The organism is Vagococcus jeotgali (assembly GCF_035918315.1).
GTDB lineage: Bacteria > Bacillota > Bacilli > Lactobacillales > Vagococcaceae > Vagococcus > Vagococcus jeotgali.
On record NZ_CP142146.1, the window covers coordinates 704,708 to 720,041 of the forward strand.

The following is a 15,334-nucleotide window of genomic DNA, read 5'->3' on the forward strand; positions in this document are numbered from 1 at the left end:
AAAATGCGTGATTACCTAACAATGGGCGAACTTGAACAAAAAACCCTAAAAGAGATCTACACTTATGCAAAGGATTTTAAAATTCCATATTATAGCCAAATGAATAAAAAAGAACTATCTTTAGCCGTTATTCGTGCTCAAGCTGAAAAACAAGGATTTTTTATGGTAGAAGGTGTATTAGATATTGTCTCAAGTGATGGGTATGGTTTTTTAAGACCAATTAACTATACTTCTAGTAAGGAAGATATTTATATCTCATCTTCTCAAATTAGACGTTTTGGCCTTAGAAATGGTGACAAAGTGGCCGGAAAAGCTCGTCCACCAAAAGAGTCTGAACGCTATTATGGTTTAATGCATGTTGAGACAGTGAATGGTAAGAATCCAGAAGATGCAAAAGAGCGTCCTCATTTTCCAGCACTAACGGCTCTTTATCCTGATAAACAGCTCGTTCTTGAGACAACACAAAAAGAACTATCTACTCGTATGATAGATGTTTTTTCTCCAGTTGGTTTTGGTCAGCGTGGGTTAATTGTTGCTCCACCAAAAGCGGGTAAAACAAGTATTATAAAAGATATTGCAAATGGCATTGCAACGAATCATCCTGATGCTGAATTAATTGTTTTACTCATTGATGAACGTCCAGAAGAAGTTACTGATATTGAGAGAAGCGTCAAGGGAGATGTTGTGTCTTCTACTTTCGATCAAAAACCAGAAAATCATACACGTGTCGCTGAGCTTGTTTTAGATAGAGCTTTGCGTTTAGTAGAAGATAAGCGTGATGTGATTATTTTAATGGATAGTATTACCCGTCTTGCTAGAGCTTATAACTTAGTGATTCCTCCAAGTGGTAGAACACTAAGCGGAGGAATTGACCCTGCTGCCTTTTACAAACCTAAACGATTCTTTGGTGCCGCAAGAAATATTGAAGAAGGTGGAAGTTTAACGATTTTAGCAACGGCTTTAGTTGATACGGGAAGCCGGATGGATGATATTATTTACGAAGAATTTAAAGGAACAGGTAATATGGAGCTTCATTTATCTCGCGAATTATCCGAAAGGCGAGTATTTCCTGCGATTGATATTAAGCGCTCAGGTACAAGGCGTGAAGAGCTCTTGATGTCACCAAAACATTTAGAAGAGATTTGGAAATTAAGACGTAATATGAAGGGCGATTCGATAAATTCAACGAATCAATTGTTAACCTTTATGAAAAAAACAAAAAACAATGCCGAGTTTTTTGAATCATTTAAAGATGTTTCATTTTCTAAAAAATGATTTGCTAAATGAATAGTAACATGTTAATATAGTACCGTTATTAAATAACTCTGTCTCAGCAAATGATTCAGGGCGAAGGAGAGAAAATTAATGAAACAAGACATTCATCCAAATTACCAACCAGTAGTATTCATGGACACTCAAACAGGGTTCAAATTCTTATCTGGTTCAACAAAAACATCTGAAGAAACAGTTGTATGGGAAGATGGCAACACTTACCCAGTAATCCGTGTAGAGGTTACATCTGATTCTCACCCGTTCTATACTGGACGTCAAAAATTTACACAAGCAGACGGACGTGTGGATCGTTTCAACAAAAAATACGGTCTCAAAGACGAAAACGCTGCAGAGTAATCAGCAGTCGTTTCCAATTTTTTATGCCAATATTTATAGAGGTTATCCATTTTGGATATCCTCTTTTTTGTTTTAAATAAGTGTAAGTGATTGTGAAATTCAAATGATTGTAGAGGGATAAAATAGATGTAATGTCTATGATAAAAAAGTGTATAAAGCTAGAAATGCTGTTAAATAAGGAATTGAAATTATTTTCTAATGGTATTTATTGATATTATGACAGACTTTAGGAGGAATAATATACCAAGAAATGATAGATTACGAGGGAAAGAAGGTGAAGGCAGATGATAATAAGTCACATGCTAAAAGCGAAAAGGAAAGAATATCAATTAACACAAGAGCAGCTAGCAGAAAAAATATATGTATCTAATAAAACGATTTCAAATTGGGAAACAGGAAAAACCAAACCAGATATTGAAAGTCTTATACTCCTAGCTAAGTTATTTGACCTATCTCTAGATAATTTATTATTGGAGGGATCAGATATGGTGAAAAGTATGGATAAAGATATTAAGAAGGGTAGAAATTTAAAGAAAATTCTTGCATTGGTGATATTACCTTTGATCATCATTATTATTTGTTTGTCATGGGTAACTTACAAAGGTAGTCATAAGACTATTGTGCCGTTATCTGACATTTCAAATATTGAAATGTCAGATAACGGCACAATTAACTGGGACAACTAAAATAACTGGTGAGATATCCATAGGTAAATTTGAGTCTATTGATTTTGTTGATGCTGTGGTGGAAAATAATGTTTTATATTTAATGATTTATAAAGAACCAAAATTAATATCCAAAAAATCAGCTTTTACCATTGATTTGAATGATGAATTTAAAAATCGTAACACTACTATAGCTGATATAAATGAAGTAGTATTCACTTATTGAGATACAACATTACTAAATGGGTATGATAAAAGGCAGTTGACAGAAGACTTCCCACGAAAAGAGATATGGAAAAGATAAAACAATAAGAGTCTGACTTTTGATCAGTCTCTTATGGGTTTGTCAAGTTAAGTGTGTAAATTCCTTAAAAATAAAAATAGAAACTCAATTTGACAATGAGTCGTCCTGTGATAATCTCTAGGAATAAGAGGGTATTTTTAATAAACCTCTTGTCCCGATAAAAAATCGCAGGACGAGAGACTCGTTGTCAAATTTTATATGTCTCACTTATTTTGATTAGTAACGATTATATTTTTCGACACGTTTTGAAAAAGAGTCGTTGACCGTTAATTGGTTAAGCACCATAGCCCAATTATGAACATGCCCACCTTCCCATTTACTTTGAAGTTCTTTCACTCGAAGATATAATAGCTTAAGAAGGGCATTCTCATTAGGGAAAGCTCCTTTTTTAGTTACCTTGCGGAAACTAGAGTGAACACTTTCTACAGCATTTGTCGTGTACATTATTTTTCGAATAGCTGAGCCGTAATCAAATAATTGTTCGACATGGTGGAAATTTCTTTTCCAAACATCAATAGCTCCAGGATAGACTGCCCACTTTGTTTGAAAGGTATCAAAAGCTGTTTGAGCCGCTTTTAAAGAGGAGGCACTGTAAAAAGACTTCATATCCTTACAAACCTCTTTATAACTTTTACTTGGCACATAACGAAGGGCATTTCTAACTAAATGGACCAGACAACGTTGAACGACAACACCTGGGAAAATAGCTTTGGCTCCATTTTCAAGCCCTGATACACCATCCATTGAAATAAACAAAATATCTTCAACGCCACGCTCTTTAATCTCATCAAAAATCTGCATCCATCTATTTTTCGATTCTGTTTGATTTAGCCAAAGACCTAGAATTTCTTTATTTCCTTTTAAATCATAACCAAGAATTGTATACACCGCACATTCTTTCACTTCATAATTTTCTCTTAGAGTGACATACATACAATCGACAAACAAGAAGGCATAGCATTTGGCCAGAGGTCTGATTTGCCATTCCTCAAGTTCTGGTAATATTTGATCTGTGATATCCGACACCATATCATGAGAAATAGTAAAACCATAAATATCTTCAATTGTCGAGGCAATATCTCGTTGACTCATGCCTTTGGCATACATAGAAAGAACTTTTCCTTCAATACTTGAAACGTCTCTGCTTCTTTTAGGAATAATTTCTGGCTCAAAAGAAGCGTCTCTATCTCTAGGAACCTGAATGTCTAATTCACCAAAACTTGTTTTTAATTTTTTATTTCCATATCCATTCCGTCTGTTTTGAGTTTCTTTTTCTTGTCTTGACTGATTCTCATAACCTAAATGATTATCTAATTCTCCACGAAGCATTGCTTCAAACATCGGTCCAAAAATATCTTTTAGGGCTTCTTGCATGTCTTCAACCGATTCTGGTTGATAGGCATCAATAATTGATTGAGCTAACTTCGCTGATTTTTGATCTTTTTTCTTTTTTGTCATGACTTACCACTCCTTTAATCTATTGTAAAAAAAGAAAAACCGCGAAGCAACCCACTACCTAGGATGGTAGGTTACTTACACGGTTTATATTACACTCTCTCTCTTATTGTTTTTTTACTCTTTATAAATTTTTTATAGTTTCTAAATTGCAACATTAAGTTAGCCACTCTGGTAAAAATATCTAAATATCAGTGTTATTTTATTGAACCCCTTACTTACCAACATGTTTTGATCTTAAGATTTTGAATTTCTTCTAAAAACAATGTTGCTGGTTGTCTATAGTTTAAAATTTTACGCGGCAAAAGATTAACTTTTTCAGTAGCCAGTTGTATGAACTGCTTTGAGTAGTGACAGATAGGCGTTCCTTTCGGAACAAATTGTCGTAATAAACCATTATGTCTTTCGTTTGTTCCTCGTTCCCAAGATGAATAAGGGTGAGCAAAGTAGATATCAGTCATTTGTTGCAGAGTATCATCAAGTGAGCTAAATTCACTGCCATTATCAGCAGTAATCGATTGAAATATGCTACTAAATCGGGCTCTTCCAAACTCATATTTTAACTGTTTAATAGCGTAACTAACTGACTCTTCAGTATGATCATCTAGAACAACAGTGATCATATAGCGAGTTTTTCTTTCAACAAGTGTAAGTAGAGCATTATCATCTTTAGATTTTGAACCAATGACACTATCTATTTCCCAATGACCAAACTCTTTTCTAGAATCAATTCTGCTAGGGCGTTCATCAATTGACTTTCCAAGAGCTTTTTTATGCTTATGACTTCTTTTCTTTTTAGGTGATAATCTGACTTTCATCTTGAGGTGATGATTTCTGACCGGTAAAAATCCTTTATCAATATAATTATAAAGTGTCTTAGTAGAAACAAGAGGTTTATCCCAAGTCCCTAAAGACTTGATAAAACCAACAATTGCATCTGGTGACCAATTAAAGTCTATCATTTGTTTACAGGCATAATTAATAAAATCAACAGCACTAACTAGCTTAGATTTCGAACCACAGCGTTTCCTGTTTTCTATGTATTTAGCTTGCCCCGTATCAGCAAAATAGAGTTGTTTAGGTTTCTTATTTTCTTTGATTTGCGTGGTCGTTCCTCGTTTAAGCTCATTACTTATTGTTTGATGGTGTCGGCCTAATCGTCTACCAATTTCTCTATTAGAGTCTCCCATATTATGCCAAACTTCAATAAGCTGCCTTTCCTTTAAGGAAAGATGTTTATAACTAGATGTCTTTGTGTTATTCTTAATTTTCACCATGATAAAAATTCCTTTCGTTGTTGGGTAGTTACTTCAATGATACACGAATTTTTACCATGGTGTTTTTTTATTATTTTAGAGTGGCTAACTTGATTTTACAACTAAGCAATTTTTTATAGTTAATTAACTCATAAATAATAGTTGCAATAGAAATCACAATCATAATATCAAAAAACTTAATCATCACACCTAGATTATGGCTGTATCTTAACCATAAGAAAAACAAGCAAAAGATGACGACTAATTTACCCTTTAATCCCAAGCGATCCTTTATAAAAGCTTCTGATTTATCTTTTTCTCTCACAATCTCACTCTTTTCTAATTTTTAACTCATCATATCCTTATAAAAATAGTTTGTCAATTCACTAATTAGTGGTTATAGTTAAGAAAATAATTTTTAAAAGGAGTCTTTTATATGAAGTATAATCAGTCATCTCTCGTTTTTTTCGTTCTGTTTCTTATCTTTCTATTCATTTCAGTGTTAAGCTCTAGTATCCAAACTTTTGCTGATAGTCAGAGTAGTGCTTTTATCATGTGGCTAGTAGGTACGCCATTACTTTTACATGTTGTGACATTGATACCACTAGTGCTAGCTCTCATCATGCAAAAGAAAAAGTAAGACAGTTATTCATTTTAGAGGATAATACCTCCTTTTTTTGATTTTTTTGTGATCTCAGTCCTGTTTAAAATCCTTTATGCTATAATATATTTTATAATTAAGGAGTGTGATTAATTGTGACATTACAAAGTAAAATCAAAGAAGAACTACAAGTCAAATCAAACATTAATCCTAAAGAAGAAATAAGAGAACGTGTGGATTTTTTAAAAGAATATTTAAAGAAACATCCCTTTTTAAAGTCTTTTGTTTTAGGAATTAGTGGCGGTCAAGATTCGACTTTGGCTGGAAAAATCAGTCAAATGGCGATTACTGAAATACGTGAAGAAACTAAAGATGAGGCGTATAAATTTATCGCTATTAGGTTACCATACGGCTTACAAAATGATGAAGAGGATGCCAAGAGTGCGATTAGGTTTATTAATCCAGATGAGTCTTTTGTAGTGAATATTAAATCAAGTGTCGATGCCTTAGCTAATGAGTTGAAAGTGGCAACAGGTGAAGATATGACAGATTTTAATAAAGGAAATATCAAGGCTCGGGAGCGTATGGTGACTCAGTTTGCTATTGCAGGTCAATTTAAGGGAGCTGTTATTGGAACAGATCATGCAGCTGAAAATTTAACAGGATTTTTTACAAAATTTGGTGATGGTGCTGCTGATATCTTACCTTTATATGGTCTAAATAAACGTCAAGGTAGAGCCTTGCTAAAAGAATTGTCAGCACCTAAAGCATTATATGAAAAAATTCCAACAGCAGATCTTGAAGAAAATAAACCAATGATTGCTGATGAGGATGCTCTTGGTGTGACTTACGAGGCGATTGATGATTATTTAGAAGGAAAAGAAGTATCATCTAAGGATAAAATAATCATTGAATCATGGTATAAAAAAGCTGAGCATAAACGTCATTTACCAATTACTTTAGGAGATACGTTTTGGAAAAAATAAAACAAGAAAAATGGTTTCAAACAACGTTAAAAGTTCTAAAACATCCTGTGACTAAAGTAGTATTTACTTTAATTTTGGTTTATATAAGTAATTTTTACTTACAAATGAGTCAAAATAACTGGGATATGCATTTAGCCTACAAATTTGCTACAAGTTGGCATGTAGAGAAATTTTTATTAGGAACACTGGTCTTACTGATACTAGATGCTTTTTTGATTGCATTTAGTGGATCCTTTTTAGTAGGAAATAGCTTTTATGGTTTATCCATCCTACTTCTGGGAATCGCTAATTTTGAAAAAATGAGTAAGCGAATGGAGCCGATTTATCCAGATGATTTAAAAATGATCATTGAGTGGACGATGTTAAAAGATATGATAGGAACCTTTTATTTTGTGATTGCTATGATTTTGATTTTTGCTATAATCGCTCTTTTTGCTTATTCGATTTATAAATCAAGAAAATTATCTAAAAACACCCAAATTGTGAGATTAATTATTTTTACTTTATCCTTTTCTTCACTTATTTACATTGATAATTTCAATAAACCGAATAATTTACTTAGAAAAGCCTATGATAAAACGGCTTTATGGATACCTTATAGTCAAAAGATGAATTATTATAACACAGGATTTATGGGGGGGTTTTTATATAATTTATCAGTAGAAGCCATGGATAAGCCAGAGGACTATTCAAAAGAAAAAATGGAGGCCATAGTAGATAAATATAATAAGCAGGCAAATGAGGCAAATGAACTGACACCAAATAGTGAACAACCTAATATCATTTTCTTAATGTCAGAGAGTTTTTCAGATCCAAATAATTTAGCAGGTATTGATTTAAATAAAAATCCAATCAAACCTTTTCAAGAGATTGCTAGTCAGTCTTTGTATTCTGGAGAGATGTTGTCACAAAACTATGGTGGTGGTACAGCTAACATTGAATTTGAAGCTCTAACTGGTTTTTCCATGGAAGTACTAAATTCTCAAATGACCACACCTTATACGATGATGTTACCTAAACAAAAATCATTTCCCTCTGTTGTATCTAACCTTTCTAATCAAGGGTATGAAACGGTAGCTATACATCCTTATAATACATCTATGTATAAGCGAAAGGATGTTTATAATGTTTTAGGGTTTAACAGATTTTTAGATGAATCAACCATGACCCATCAAGAAAAATTAAGTCCTAATGGTTATATTTCAGATGAATCAGCTTTTAATGATGTACTGGATATTTTATCCACATCTGACAAACCAGTGTTTACTCATTTGGTGACGATGCAGACTCACATGCCTTATAATACTAAGTATACTCACTCTGATTATGAATTGAAAGATGGATGGAATGATCCGTCTATTACAAATTATGCACAAGATATTGCCTATACTTCAGAGGCTTTAGGTAAGTTAGTTGAGGACTTGAATCAGTTAGATAGACGAACGATTCTAGTATTCTGGGGAGATCATTTACCTTCTATTTATCCAGAAGAGATTGTTAAAGAAAATGAACCAATTAAGACTCATTTAACTGAATACTTTATTTATGATACGAAACAGAAAATATCACCTCAAGTAGAAACATTAAGCCCATTTTATTTTTCTAGTCTTATGACTCAAGCTCCTGGAATGAAGCAAACAGGCTTTAATGCTTTGATGTTAGAGCTATATCATATTATGCCAGCATTTGAGAAGAGGATGTATTTATACGATAATAAATGGCAAGAAGACATCAACTTACCTGAAAAGGAAAATGGAGTGTTAGAAGATTATAGGCTTGTCATGTATGACACTATAAGTGGTGAAAGATATGGGAATCAGCTGTTTGATGTAGTAAATTAATTGTTATTTTAAACAATACGTTATGATTGAAACTTTCAAAAACTCATGATATACTTTATGAGAATTATTCATAAGGGAGTAACTGGCAGTATACATACTGCGACAACGCCACCATTCTGGAGTAAGAGACTACTTCTGGTGTTGTCTTAATTGGTGAGACTTATGTATGTATAACACATACATAAGTCTCTTTTTATTGAATTTATGTATGCTTAAAAGGAAAGGGGAAAACAAGATGTCAGAACAAAGAAAAAAGCAGCTAAATGATCCATTCTACATTGAATCAGAAGAGGTCGTCTTAGACAAATTAGATACTAGCTCTAAGGGACTATCAACGAAAGAAGCTGAAAAACGATTAAGAGAGTACGGACATAACCAACTATATGAGGGGAAGAAAAAGAGCTTATTTAGTAAATTTTTAGATCAGTTTAAAGATTTTATGATATTGATTTTATTAGCTGCAGCTGTATTATCTTTCTTTATGGGGGATCAAGTTGAGGCGATTATGATTATAGTTGTTGTGTTCATTATGGCAATTTTTGGAGTGGTACAAGAAGCAAAAGCCGAAGAAGCAATTGAAGCACTAAAAGATATGTCCACACCAAATGCTAATGTAAGACGTGATGATACAACAAAAACAATTAAGAGTACAGATTTAGTTCCTGGAGATATTGTCTTACTTGAGGCAGGGGATGTGATCCCTGCTGATATGCGTCTAATTGAAGTGGCATCATTAAAGATAGAAGAAGCAGCGCTTACAGGTGAGTCTGTGCCTGTTGAAAAAGAAGCGATTACTTTAGAAAAACAAGATATCGGTATTGGTGATCGTATTAATATGGCTTATATGAACAGTAATGTAACTTATGGTCGTGGTATTGGTGTTGTTACAGGAACTGGAATGAATACTGAGGTTGGTAAAATTGCTAGCATGTTAGCTCAGTCTGATGAGACTAATACTCCGTTAAAAGAGAATCTAAATAAATTAGGTAAAGTATTATCTATTGTGATTATTATTATCTGTATTATCATGTTTGCAGTTGGTATGTTACGTGGTGGGCATGATTGGATGGAAATGTTATTAACATCTGTATCTTTAGCTGTAGCAGCAATTCCAGAAGGATTACCTGCTATTGTAACGATTATCCTAGCTTTAGGTACTCAAAAAATGGCAAAACGAAATGCTTTAGTTAGAAAGTTACCTGCTGTTGAGACGTTAGGTAGTACTGATATTATTTGTTCTGATAAAACTGGAACATTAACACTTAACCAAATGACAGTTGAGGCTGTTTTTACAAATAATGGTGTGATTGAAGTATCAGAAACAATGCCGGTTGATAATACAACACTTAAAATTATGACTTACTGTAATGATACTAAAATTTCTGATGGAGACGTTTTAATTGGGGATCCAACAGAGACTGCTTTAGTGAAATACGGTATGGATCATGGGTTTGATGTTCAGAAGCAATTAACTAAAGAGCCACGTTTAGCTGAAGTACCATTTGATTCTGAACGTAAATTAATGTCAACGTTCCATAAACTGGATGATGGACGTTACTTTGTAGCTGTTAAAGGTGCTCCTGATGAATTATTAAAACGCTGTGTGTCATATGATGTGAATGGTGTGATTCAGCCAATGGACAAGGCTGAGGAAGATTTGATTTTACAAACTAATACAGGTTTAGCTAAACAAGCTTTACGTGTGTTAGCTATGGCTTATAAGATTGTTGACGAGATTCCAAATGAGTTGTCAAGTGAGAGTGTTGAAACAGATCTGATTTTCTCTGGCTTAGTTGGGATGATTGATCCTGAGAGAAAAGAAGCCGCAGAAGCAGTGCGTGTTGCTAAAGAAGCTGGTATTAGACCGATTATGATTACAGGTGACCACCGCGATACAGCAGAAGCAATTGCAGTACGTTTAGGTATTTTAAAAGAAGGGCAACACAATGCAGTGATTACAGGTGGCGAGCTAAACGAGATGAGTGACGAGCAGTTAGCAAGTGCTATTGAACAATATTCCGTTTATGCTAGGGTGTCACCAGAGCACAAGGTAAGAATTGTAAAAGCATGGCAAAAAGATGGCAAAGTTGTAGCTATGACAGGTGACGGAGTTAATGATGCTCCTGCTCTTAAAACTGCTGATATTGGTATTGGTATGGGAATTACAGGAACTGAAGTCTCAAAAGGTGCCAGTGATATGGTACTGGCTGATGACAATTTCTCAACTATTATTGTGGCTGTTGAAGAAGGTCGTAAAGTTTTCTCAAATATCCAAAAAACTGTACAGTATTTACTTGCAGCCAACTTAGGTGAAGTATTAACGTTATTTATTGCAACGATGATGGGGTGGGATACGCTACTGCCAGTTCATTTATTATGGATTAACGTAGTAACAGATACATTCCCAGCAATTGCTCTAGGTCTTGAGCCAGCTGAAAAAGGTTTAATGAAGTTAAAACCTCGTGGACGTGATTCTGATTTATTCTCTGGTGGTGTGTTGAGTAGTATTATCTATCAAGGTATTTTAGAGGCAGCATTAACGTTAGGTGTTTATTGGTATGCTATTGAGTTTCCAGTCCATACAGGATATGATGCGATTCATGCTGATGCGTTGACAATGTCTTATGCAACACTAGGCTTGATTCAGTTATTCCATGCATTTAACGTGAAATCTGTTCATAAATCAATCTTTACTGTTGGGGTATTTAAAAATAAAATCTTCAACTATGCGATTCTTTTATCATTTGTCCTACTTGCTTCGACCATTGTTATTCCAGGATTTAATGATTTATTTAAAGTAGCTCATTTAGATGGTGCACAGTGGTTGGTAGTCTTAATTGGTTCATTTGCGATTATTCCAATTGTTGAAATCGTAAAATGGGTCCAAAGAAAAACAATTTATAAAGATGCTTAAATCAAAGTAAAAGATAACTACCTAAGAGGTGATGTATTATTCATTTCTTAGGTAGTTTTTTTGATTAATTTACTATTAGGTGAAAAATGACATAAATATTTGTGAAATTATCGTTTTTTACTTTAAATTTATAAATAAAACAGGTAGAATGATAGGGAATGACGAAAAGCGAGGGATTATTTTGAAAAAAGTAAACGTAAGAGAATATTTACAAATCATTAATGATGTTGTGACAGAATCAGAAAGTGTTGGAGAAAAAACAAATGACTCTTTTGAGGCTGTAAGAAATGCTATTGATAACAATACATTATCAGACTTAACTTCAGAAGAATTAACAAAAGTTAAAGCTGCTTTTGCTGAGGGAACTGAGGAGTATCGTGTTGTTGCAAATAGATTAACGCACTCAAAAGCACCTATTCAAGTAATGGGTATCCACAGAAAATTAGAAAAAGCATATGAAGAATATGTTAATGCTTGTCAATTAATGGTGGACTCAATTGATGCAGAAGGTGCAAGTGTTGACATTGACATGTTTAATGAATCAGAACTAAAACAAGATGAGTCAACTGATGTGATTTCATTCTGTATTCAACGTATCACACAACTTGTTATGAAGGGCTAATAACCAGAAGAGAGATGATTAGTCATCTCTTTTTTTTCAAATTTTTTTAAGTTAAAGAGGAGATAGTGATGAAGACACGTCTAGCAATAATATCTGATTTAGATAGATTAAATATGATTCAATATGAAGCTGCTAATCGCATAAAAGAAACAGGATCAACCCAGTGGGCTACTGTTTTACTTGGTGAAGAAAAAGCTAATTTAAAGAAACAAGTAGAACAAGGGCATGTCTGGGTGATTGAGGAGAATGAGACTATATTAGGTTTATTATATTTATATGACACACCAAATACTTGGGATAGAATGCTTTGGGAGAATCAAGAACTTATACCAGGTGCTTGTTACCTACATAAACTAGCTTTATCTAATGAAGCTGTTGGTAAAGGAGTTGCTGATGAATTTCTTCATCAAACCATGACATATGTTCATAATAACAATCAAGTCATTTGTTTAGATTGTATGGCTCAAAAGGAAATGCTATCTAAACTTTACGAGCGAGTAGGGTTTGAATTTATAGCCAGTGTCCCTGTTACAAATGATGAGTTTAATAAGGAGCTATTTAATTTATATAGATTTCCTTAAATTGCAAAACCAGTGAGGAGGCTCATAGTATGAGTCAAAAGAAAATGTTACCAGGGTTAACAGAAGAAGAAGTATTGGATAGAGTAGCACGGGGTGAGGTAAATCAATCAATTCCTTCGACAACACGCTCCTTAAAACAAATATTTTTTGATAATAGTGTGACTTTGTTTAATTTTATTAACTTGGTTATAGCAGGTTTTATTATTTATACAGGTAGTTATAAAAATTTATTATTTCTTGGTGTTATTATTACTAATACTGCAGTTGGTATTTATCAAGAAATGCGTGCTAAAAAAAATATTGATAAACTTAGCTTATTAAATGAAGCAAAGGTAACTGTTATTAGGGAGTATGAGTACCAAGATATTCCTCAAAATGAGGTTGTTAAAGATGATTTAATTATGCTAAGACGTGGTCAGCAAGTAGTTGTTGATGGTGTGGTAATTGAAACAGAAGGTATGGAGTGTGATGAATCACAGTTAACTGGTGAATCTGATCCAATTATTAAAGTTAATGGTTCTGATATTTTGTCAGGAAGTTTTATAATAAGTGGTCATGGTATCATCCAAGCAGTAAGTGTTGGTGAGAAGAGCTACAGTTACAAACTAAGTATTGAAGCTAAGCAGTCAAAGGGGTTATATAGTGAATTAATTTTTATGATGAAACGCTTGATTCGTATTTTAACAGTTATTATTATTCCTCTTGGGGCTTTGTTGATGTTTACAAGCATCACTAGTGGTGCTTTATTAGATGAGGCTATTTTAGGAAGCACTGCTGCTATTATTGGAATGATTCCAGAAGGGTTAATCCTTTTGACAACTGTAGCCTTGGCTGTTGGTGTTATAAAGTTAAGTAGGCAACAAGTTTTAGTACAGACTATGGGAGCTATTGAGACATTAGCTAGAGTGGATGTACTTTGTCTAGACAAAACAGGCACACTGACAAGTGGAAATTTGAAAGTGGTCGAAGCAGAAGTGATTAATCAAAGTGATCATTCTTTAACAGAGTTTTCTAAATTAGTCAGCTCTATTGTGCATGGGCTTAAAGAAGACAATGCTACAGGAACAGCTTTAATGCAGTATTTTAGAGAAGAAGAAGAAGGATTTATTGTTGTTAGTCAAATTCCTTTCTCTTCAGCTAGAAAATGGAGTGCAATTAAAAATAATGTAGGTGAATCTTTTTATATTGGTGCCCCGGAGTACTTGTTTAAATCCTTTACAGATGCTCAACAAATTAAAATGAAAGAAGCAATGGCTCAAGGGCTTCGGATTTTGGCAGTTGCTAAAAGTAAACAATTTGAATTAAGTCAGGAACTACCAGAGGATTTAGAATTATTAGGTTTTATTTATTTAGAAGATGAAATTAGAAAAGAAGCCCCTGCAACACTAGCTTATTTTAGACGTGAGAAAGTTGATATTTGTATTATTTCAGGAGATCATCCAGAAACTGTCTCACAAATAGCTAAACGAGCTGGAGTTGATAAGACTGGTGTGGCCATTGATATGAGTCAGGTAACAGATCAAGATATTCCTCAAATTGTTAAAGATTACCGAATTTTTGGTCGAGTTTCTCCAGAGCAGAAGAAAAAGCTAGTGATTGCCTTACAAGATGAGTCACATGTTGTGGGGATGACAGGAGACGGGGTCAATGATATTCTAGCATTGAAACAATCTGATTGTAGTATTGTTATGTCTAATGGAAGTGATGCAGCTAAAGGGATTGCAGATTTTGTGTTGCTGGATTCAAACTTTGATTCTTTAATTGGTGTTGTTTCAGAAGGAAGACAAGTCATTAATAACATTCAACGGGTAGCTTCTCTTTATCTAACTAAAACTGTTTATTCTTTATTATTGGCTGCTGTTTATATTTTTCTAAGTTCTGCTTATCCATTTCAACCTATTCAACTAAGTCCGATTAATGCTTTAACAGTAGGTATCCCATCGTTTTTCCTAGCTCTAAGACCTAATACGTCACCTATTAAGGGTAAATTTTTAAGGAATGTCTTAATTCCACCTATTTCTAGTGGTATCACAGTTGTTATTATGACATTGACTATTGAAGTCTGGGGTAATATATTTCACTGGACATACCCAGAAAAATCAACTGTTACCGTATGGCTAACAGGGTTTGTTGGGTTTATAGTGTTACGTGAAATAGCTAAGCCATTAACTTGGAAAATTAAAACTATGATTAGTGTTCTTTTTGTTTTATTTATCAGTATTTTTATTTTCTTTGGGCGAATATTCTCTTTAGTAGATCTATTTACGATTAAGTTTGCCCTTGTCTATGTTCCGTTAATGATCATAGCCGTTCCTATTTTTTACACAATAAAAAAAGGTGTTACCTGGTTGTTTGATAAAAAATAGATAAAGGCGAACTATTCATAAAAAAACCATATTAAATAGAATTTTTTTGTTAAAAAAATGAACATTCATCGTTAGAATAGTTTCTATATTAAAGAAATGGTGGGTACGATAATG

At 33.6% G+C, this 15,334-nt stretch carries 13 protein-coding genes; 10 read left to right on the forward strand and 3 right to left on the reverse strand.

The window, feature by feature from the left end; translation table 11 throughout:
- Positions 1-3 precede the first annotated feature (3 nt).
- From rho to VSF34_RS03685, 4 genes are all read left to right on the forward strand, one after another.
- Positions 4-1,275, forward strand: a complete 1,272-nt coding sequence (rho, locus tag VSF34_RS03670; RefSeq protein ID WP_326717713.1) for a transcription termination factor Rho — start codon at positions 4-6, stop codon at positions 1,273-1,275.
- 90 nt (positions 1,276-1,365) lie between these two features.
- Positions 1,366-1,629, forward strand: a complete 264-nt coding sequence (locus tag VSF34_RS03675; RefSeq protein ID WP_326717714.1) for a type B 50S ribosomal protein L31 — start codon at positions 1,366-1,368, stop codon at positions 1,627-1,629.
- Positions 1,630-1,913: 284 nt separating this feature from the next.
- A complete protein-coding gene (locus VSF34_RS03680) occupies positions 1,914-2,315 on the forward strand; it encodes a helix-turn-helix transcriptional regulator (protein ID WP_326717715.1) in 402 nt (133 codons plus the stop codon).
- Entirely contained in the window at positions 2,275-2,520 is a 246-nt protein-coding gene (locus VSF34_RS03685; RefSeq protein WP_326717716.1) for a hypothetical protein, read from the forward strand. Before VSF34_RS03680 ends, VSF34_RS03685 begins: the two co-directional genes overlap by 41 nt.
- 294 nt (positions 2,521-2,814) lie before the next feature.
- Here VSF34_RS03685 and VSF34_RS03690 read toward each other — a convergent pair whose 3' ends face one another.
- From VSF34_RS03690 to VSF34_RS03700, 3 genes are all read right to left on the reverse strand, one after another.
- Positions 2,815-4,056: an IS256 family transposase gene (locus VSF34_RS03690; protein WP_326717717.1), complete on the reverse strand. Its 1,242-nt coding sequence runs from the start codon at positions 4,054-4,056 to the stop codon at positions 2,815-2,817.
- A 215-nt stretch (positions 4,057-4,271) separates the two neighbouring features.
- Positions 4,272-5,330: an IS30 family transposase gene (locus VSF34_RS03695; RefSeq protein WP_326717718.1), complete on the reverse strand. Its 1,059-nt coding sequence runs from the start codon at positions 5,328-5,330 to the stop codon at positions 4,272-4,274.
- Between the two features lie 70 nt (positions 5,331-5,400).
- On the reverse strand, positions 5,401-5,634 hold the full coding sequence (locus VSF34_RS03700; protein ID WP_326717719.1) for a hypothetical protein: 234 nt from the start codon (positions 5,632-5,634) through the stop codon (positions 5,401-5,403).
- Between the two features lie 431 nt (positions 5,635-6,065).
- Here VSF34_RS03700 and nadE point away from each other — a divergent pair, with 431 nt between their 5' ends.
- The 6 genes from nadE (at position 6,066) to VSF34_RS03730 (ending at position 15,220) form a co-directional block, all read left to right on the forward strand.
- Positions 6,066-6,896, forward strand: coding sequence for an NAD(+) synthase (nadE, locus tag VSF34_RS03705; protein WP_326717720.1), 831 nt, complete (start codon positions 6,066-6,068; stop codon positions 6,894-6,896).
- 104 nt (positions 6,897-7,000) lie between these two features.
- Positions 7,001-8,737 carry an LTA synthase family protein gene (locus tag VSF34_RS03710; protein WP_370659278.1) on the forward strand — a complete coding sequence of 579 codons (1,737 nt, stop codon included), beginning with the start codon at positions 7,001-7,003 and terminating at the stop codon, positions 8,735-8,737.
- Between the two features lie 235 nt (positions 8,738-8,972).
- Positions 8,973-11,651, forward strand: a complete 2,679-nt coding sequence (locus VSF34_RS03715) for a cation-translocating P-type ATPase (protein ID WP_326717722.1) — start codon at positions 8,973-8,975, stop codon at positions 11,649-11,651.
- Positions 11,652-11,832: 181 nt separating this feature from the next.
- Positions 11,833-12,273 carry a hypothetical protein gene (locus VSF34_RS03720; RefSeq protein ID WP_326717723.1) on the forward strand — a complete coding sequence of 147 codons (441 nt, stop codon included), beginning with the start codon at positions 11,833-11,835 and terminating at the stop codon, positions 12,271-12,273.
- Between the two features lie 68 nt (positions 12,274-12,341).
- The gene (locus tag VSF34_RS03725; RefSeq protein ID WP_326717724.1) at positions 12,342-12,854 is read left to right on the forward strand and encodes a GNAT family N-acetyltransferase; all 513 of its coding nucleotides are present in this window, start codon (positions 12,342-12,344) and stop codon (positions 12,852-12,854) included.
- Positions 12,855-12,883: 29 nt separating this feature from the next.
- Positions 12,884-15,220, forward strand: coding sequence for an HAD-IC family P-type ATPase (locus VSF34_RS03730; RefSeq protein ID WP_326717725.1), 2,337 nt, complete (start codon positions 12,884-12,886; stop codon positions 15,218-15,220).
- Positions 15,221-15,334: the final 114 nt, after the last annotated feature.

Bases quoted from the DNA above. Each gene is read 5' to 3' on its own strand.
- VSF34_RS03725 (WP_326717724.1), top strand. From the start codon at position 12,342: ATGAAGACACGTCTAGCAATAATATCTGATTTAGATAGATTAAATATG.
- VSF34_RS03695 (WP_326717718.1), bottom strand. From the start codon at position 5,330: ATGGTGAAAATTAAGAATAACACAAAGACATCTAGTTATAAACATCTT.
- VSF34_RS03680 (WP_326717715.1), top strand. From the start codon at position 1,914: ATGATAATAAGTCACATGCTAAAAGCGAAAAGGAAAGAATATCAATTA.
- VSF34_RS03710 (WP_370659278.1), top strand. From the start codon at position 7,001: ATGAGTCAAAATAACTGGGATATGCATTTAGCCTACAAATTTGCTACA.
- rho (WP_326717713.1), top strand. From the start codon at position 4: ATGCGTGATTACCTAACAATGGGCGAACTTGAACAAAAAACCCTAAAA.
- VSF34_RS03715 (WP_326717722.1), top strand. From the start codon at position 8,973: ATGTCAGAACAAAGAAAAAAGCAGCTAAATGATCCATTCTACATTGAA.
- VSF34_RS03675 (WP_326717714.1), top strand. From the start codon at position 1,366: ATGAAACAAGACATTCATCCAAATTACCAACCAGTAGTATTCATGGAC.
- VSF34_RS03690 (WP_326717717.1), bottom strand. From the start codon at position 4,056: ATGACAAAAAAGAAAAAAGATCAAAAATCAGCGAAGTTAGCTCAATCA.
- VSF34_RS03730 (WP_326717725.1), top strand. From the start codon at position 12,884: ATGAGTCAAAAGAAAATGTTACCAGGGTTAACAGAAGAAGAAGTATTG.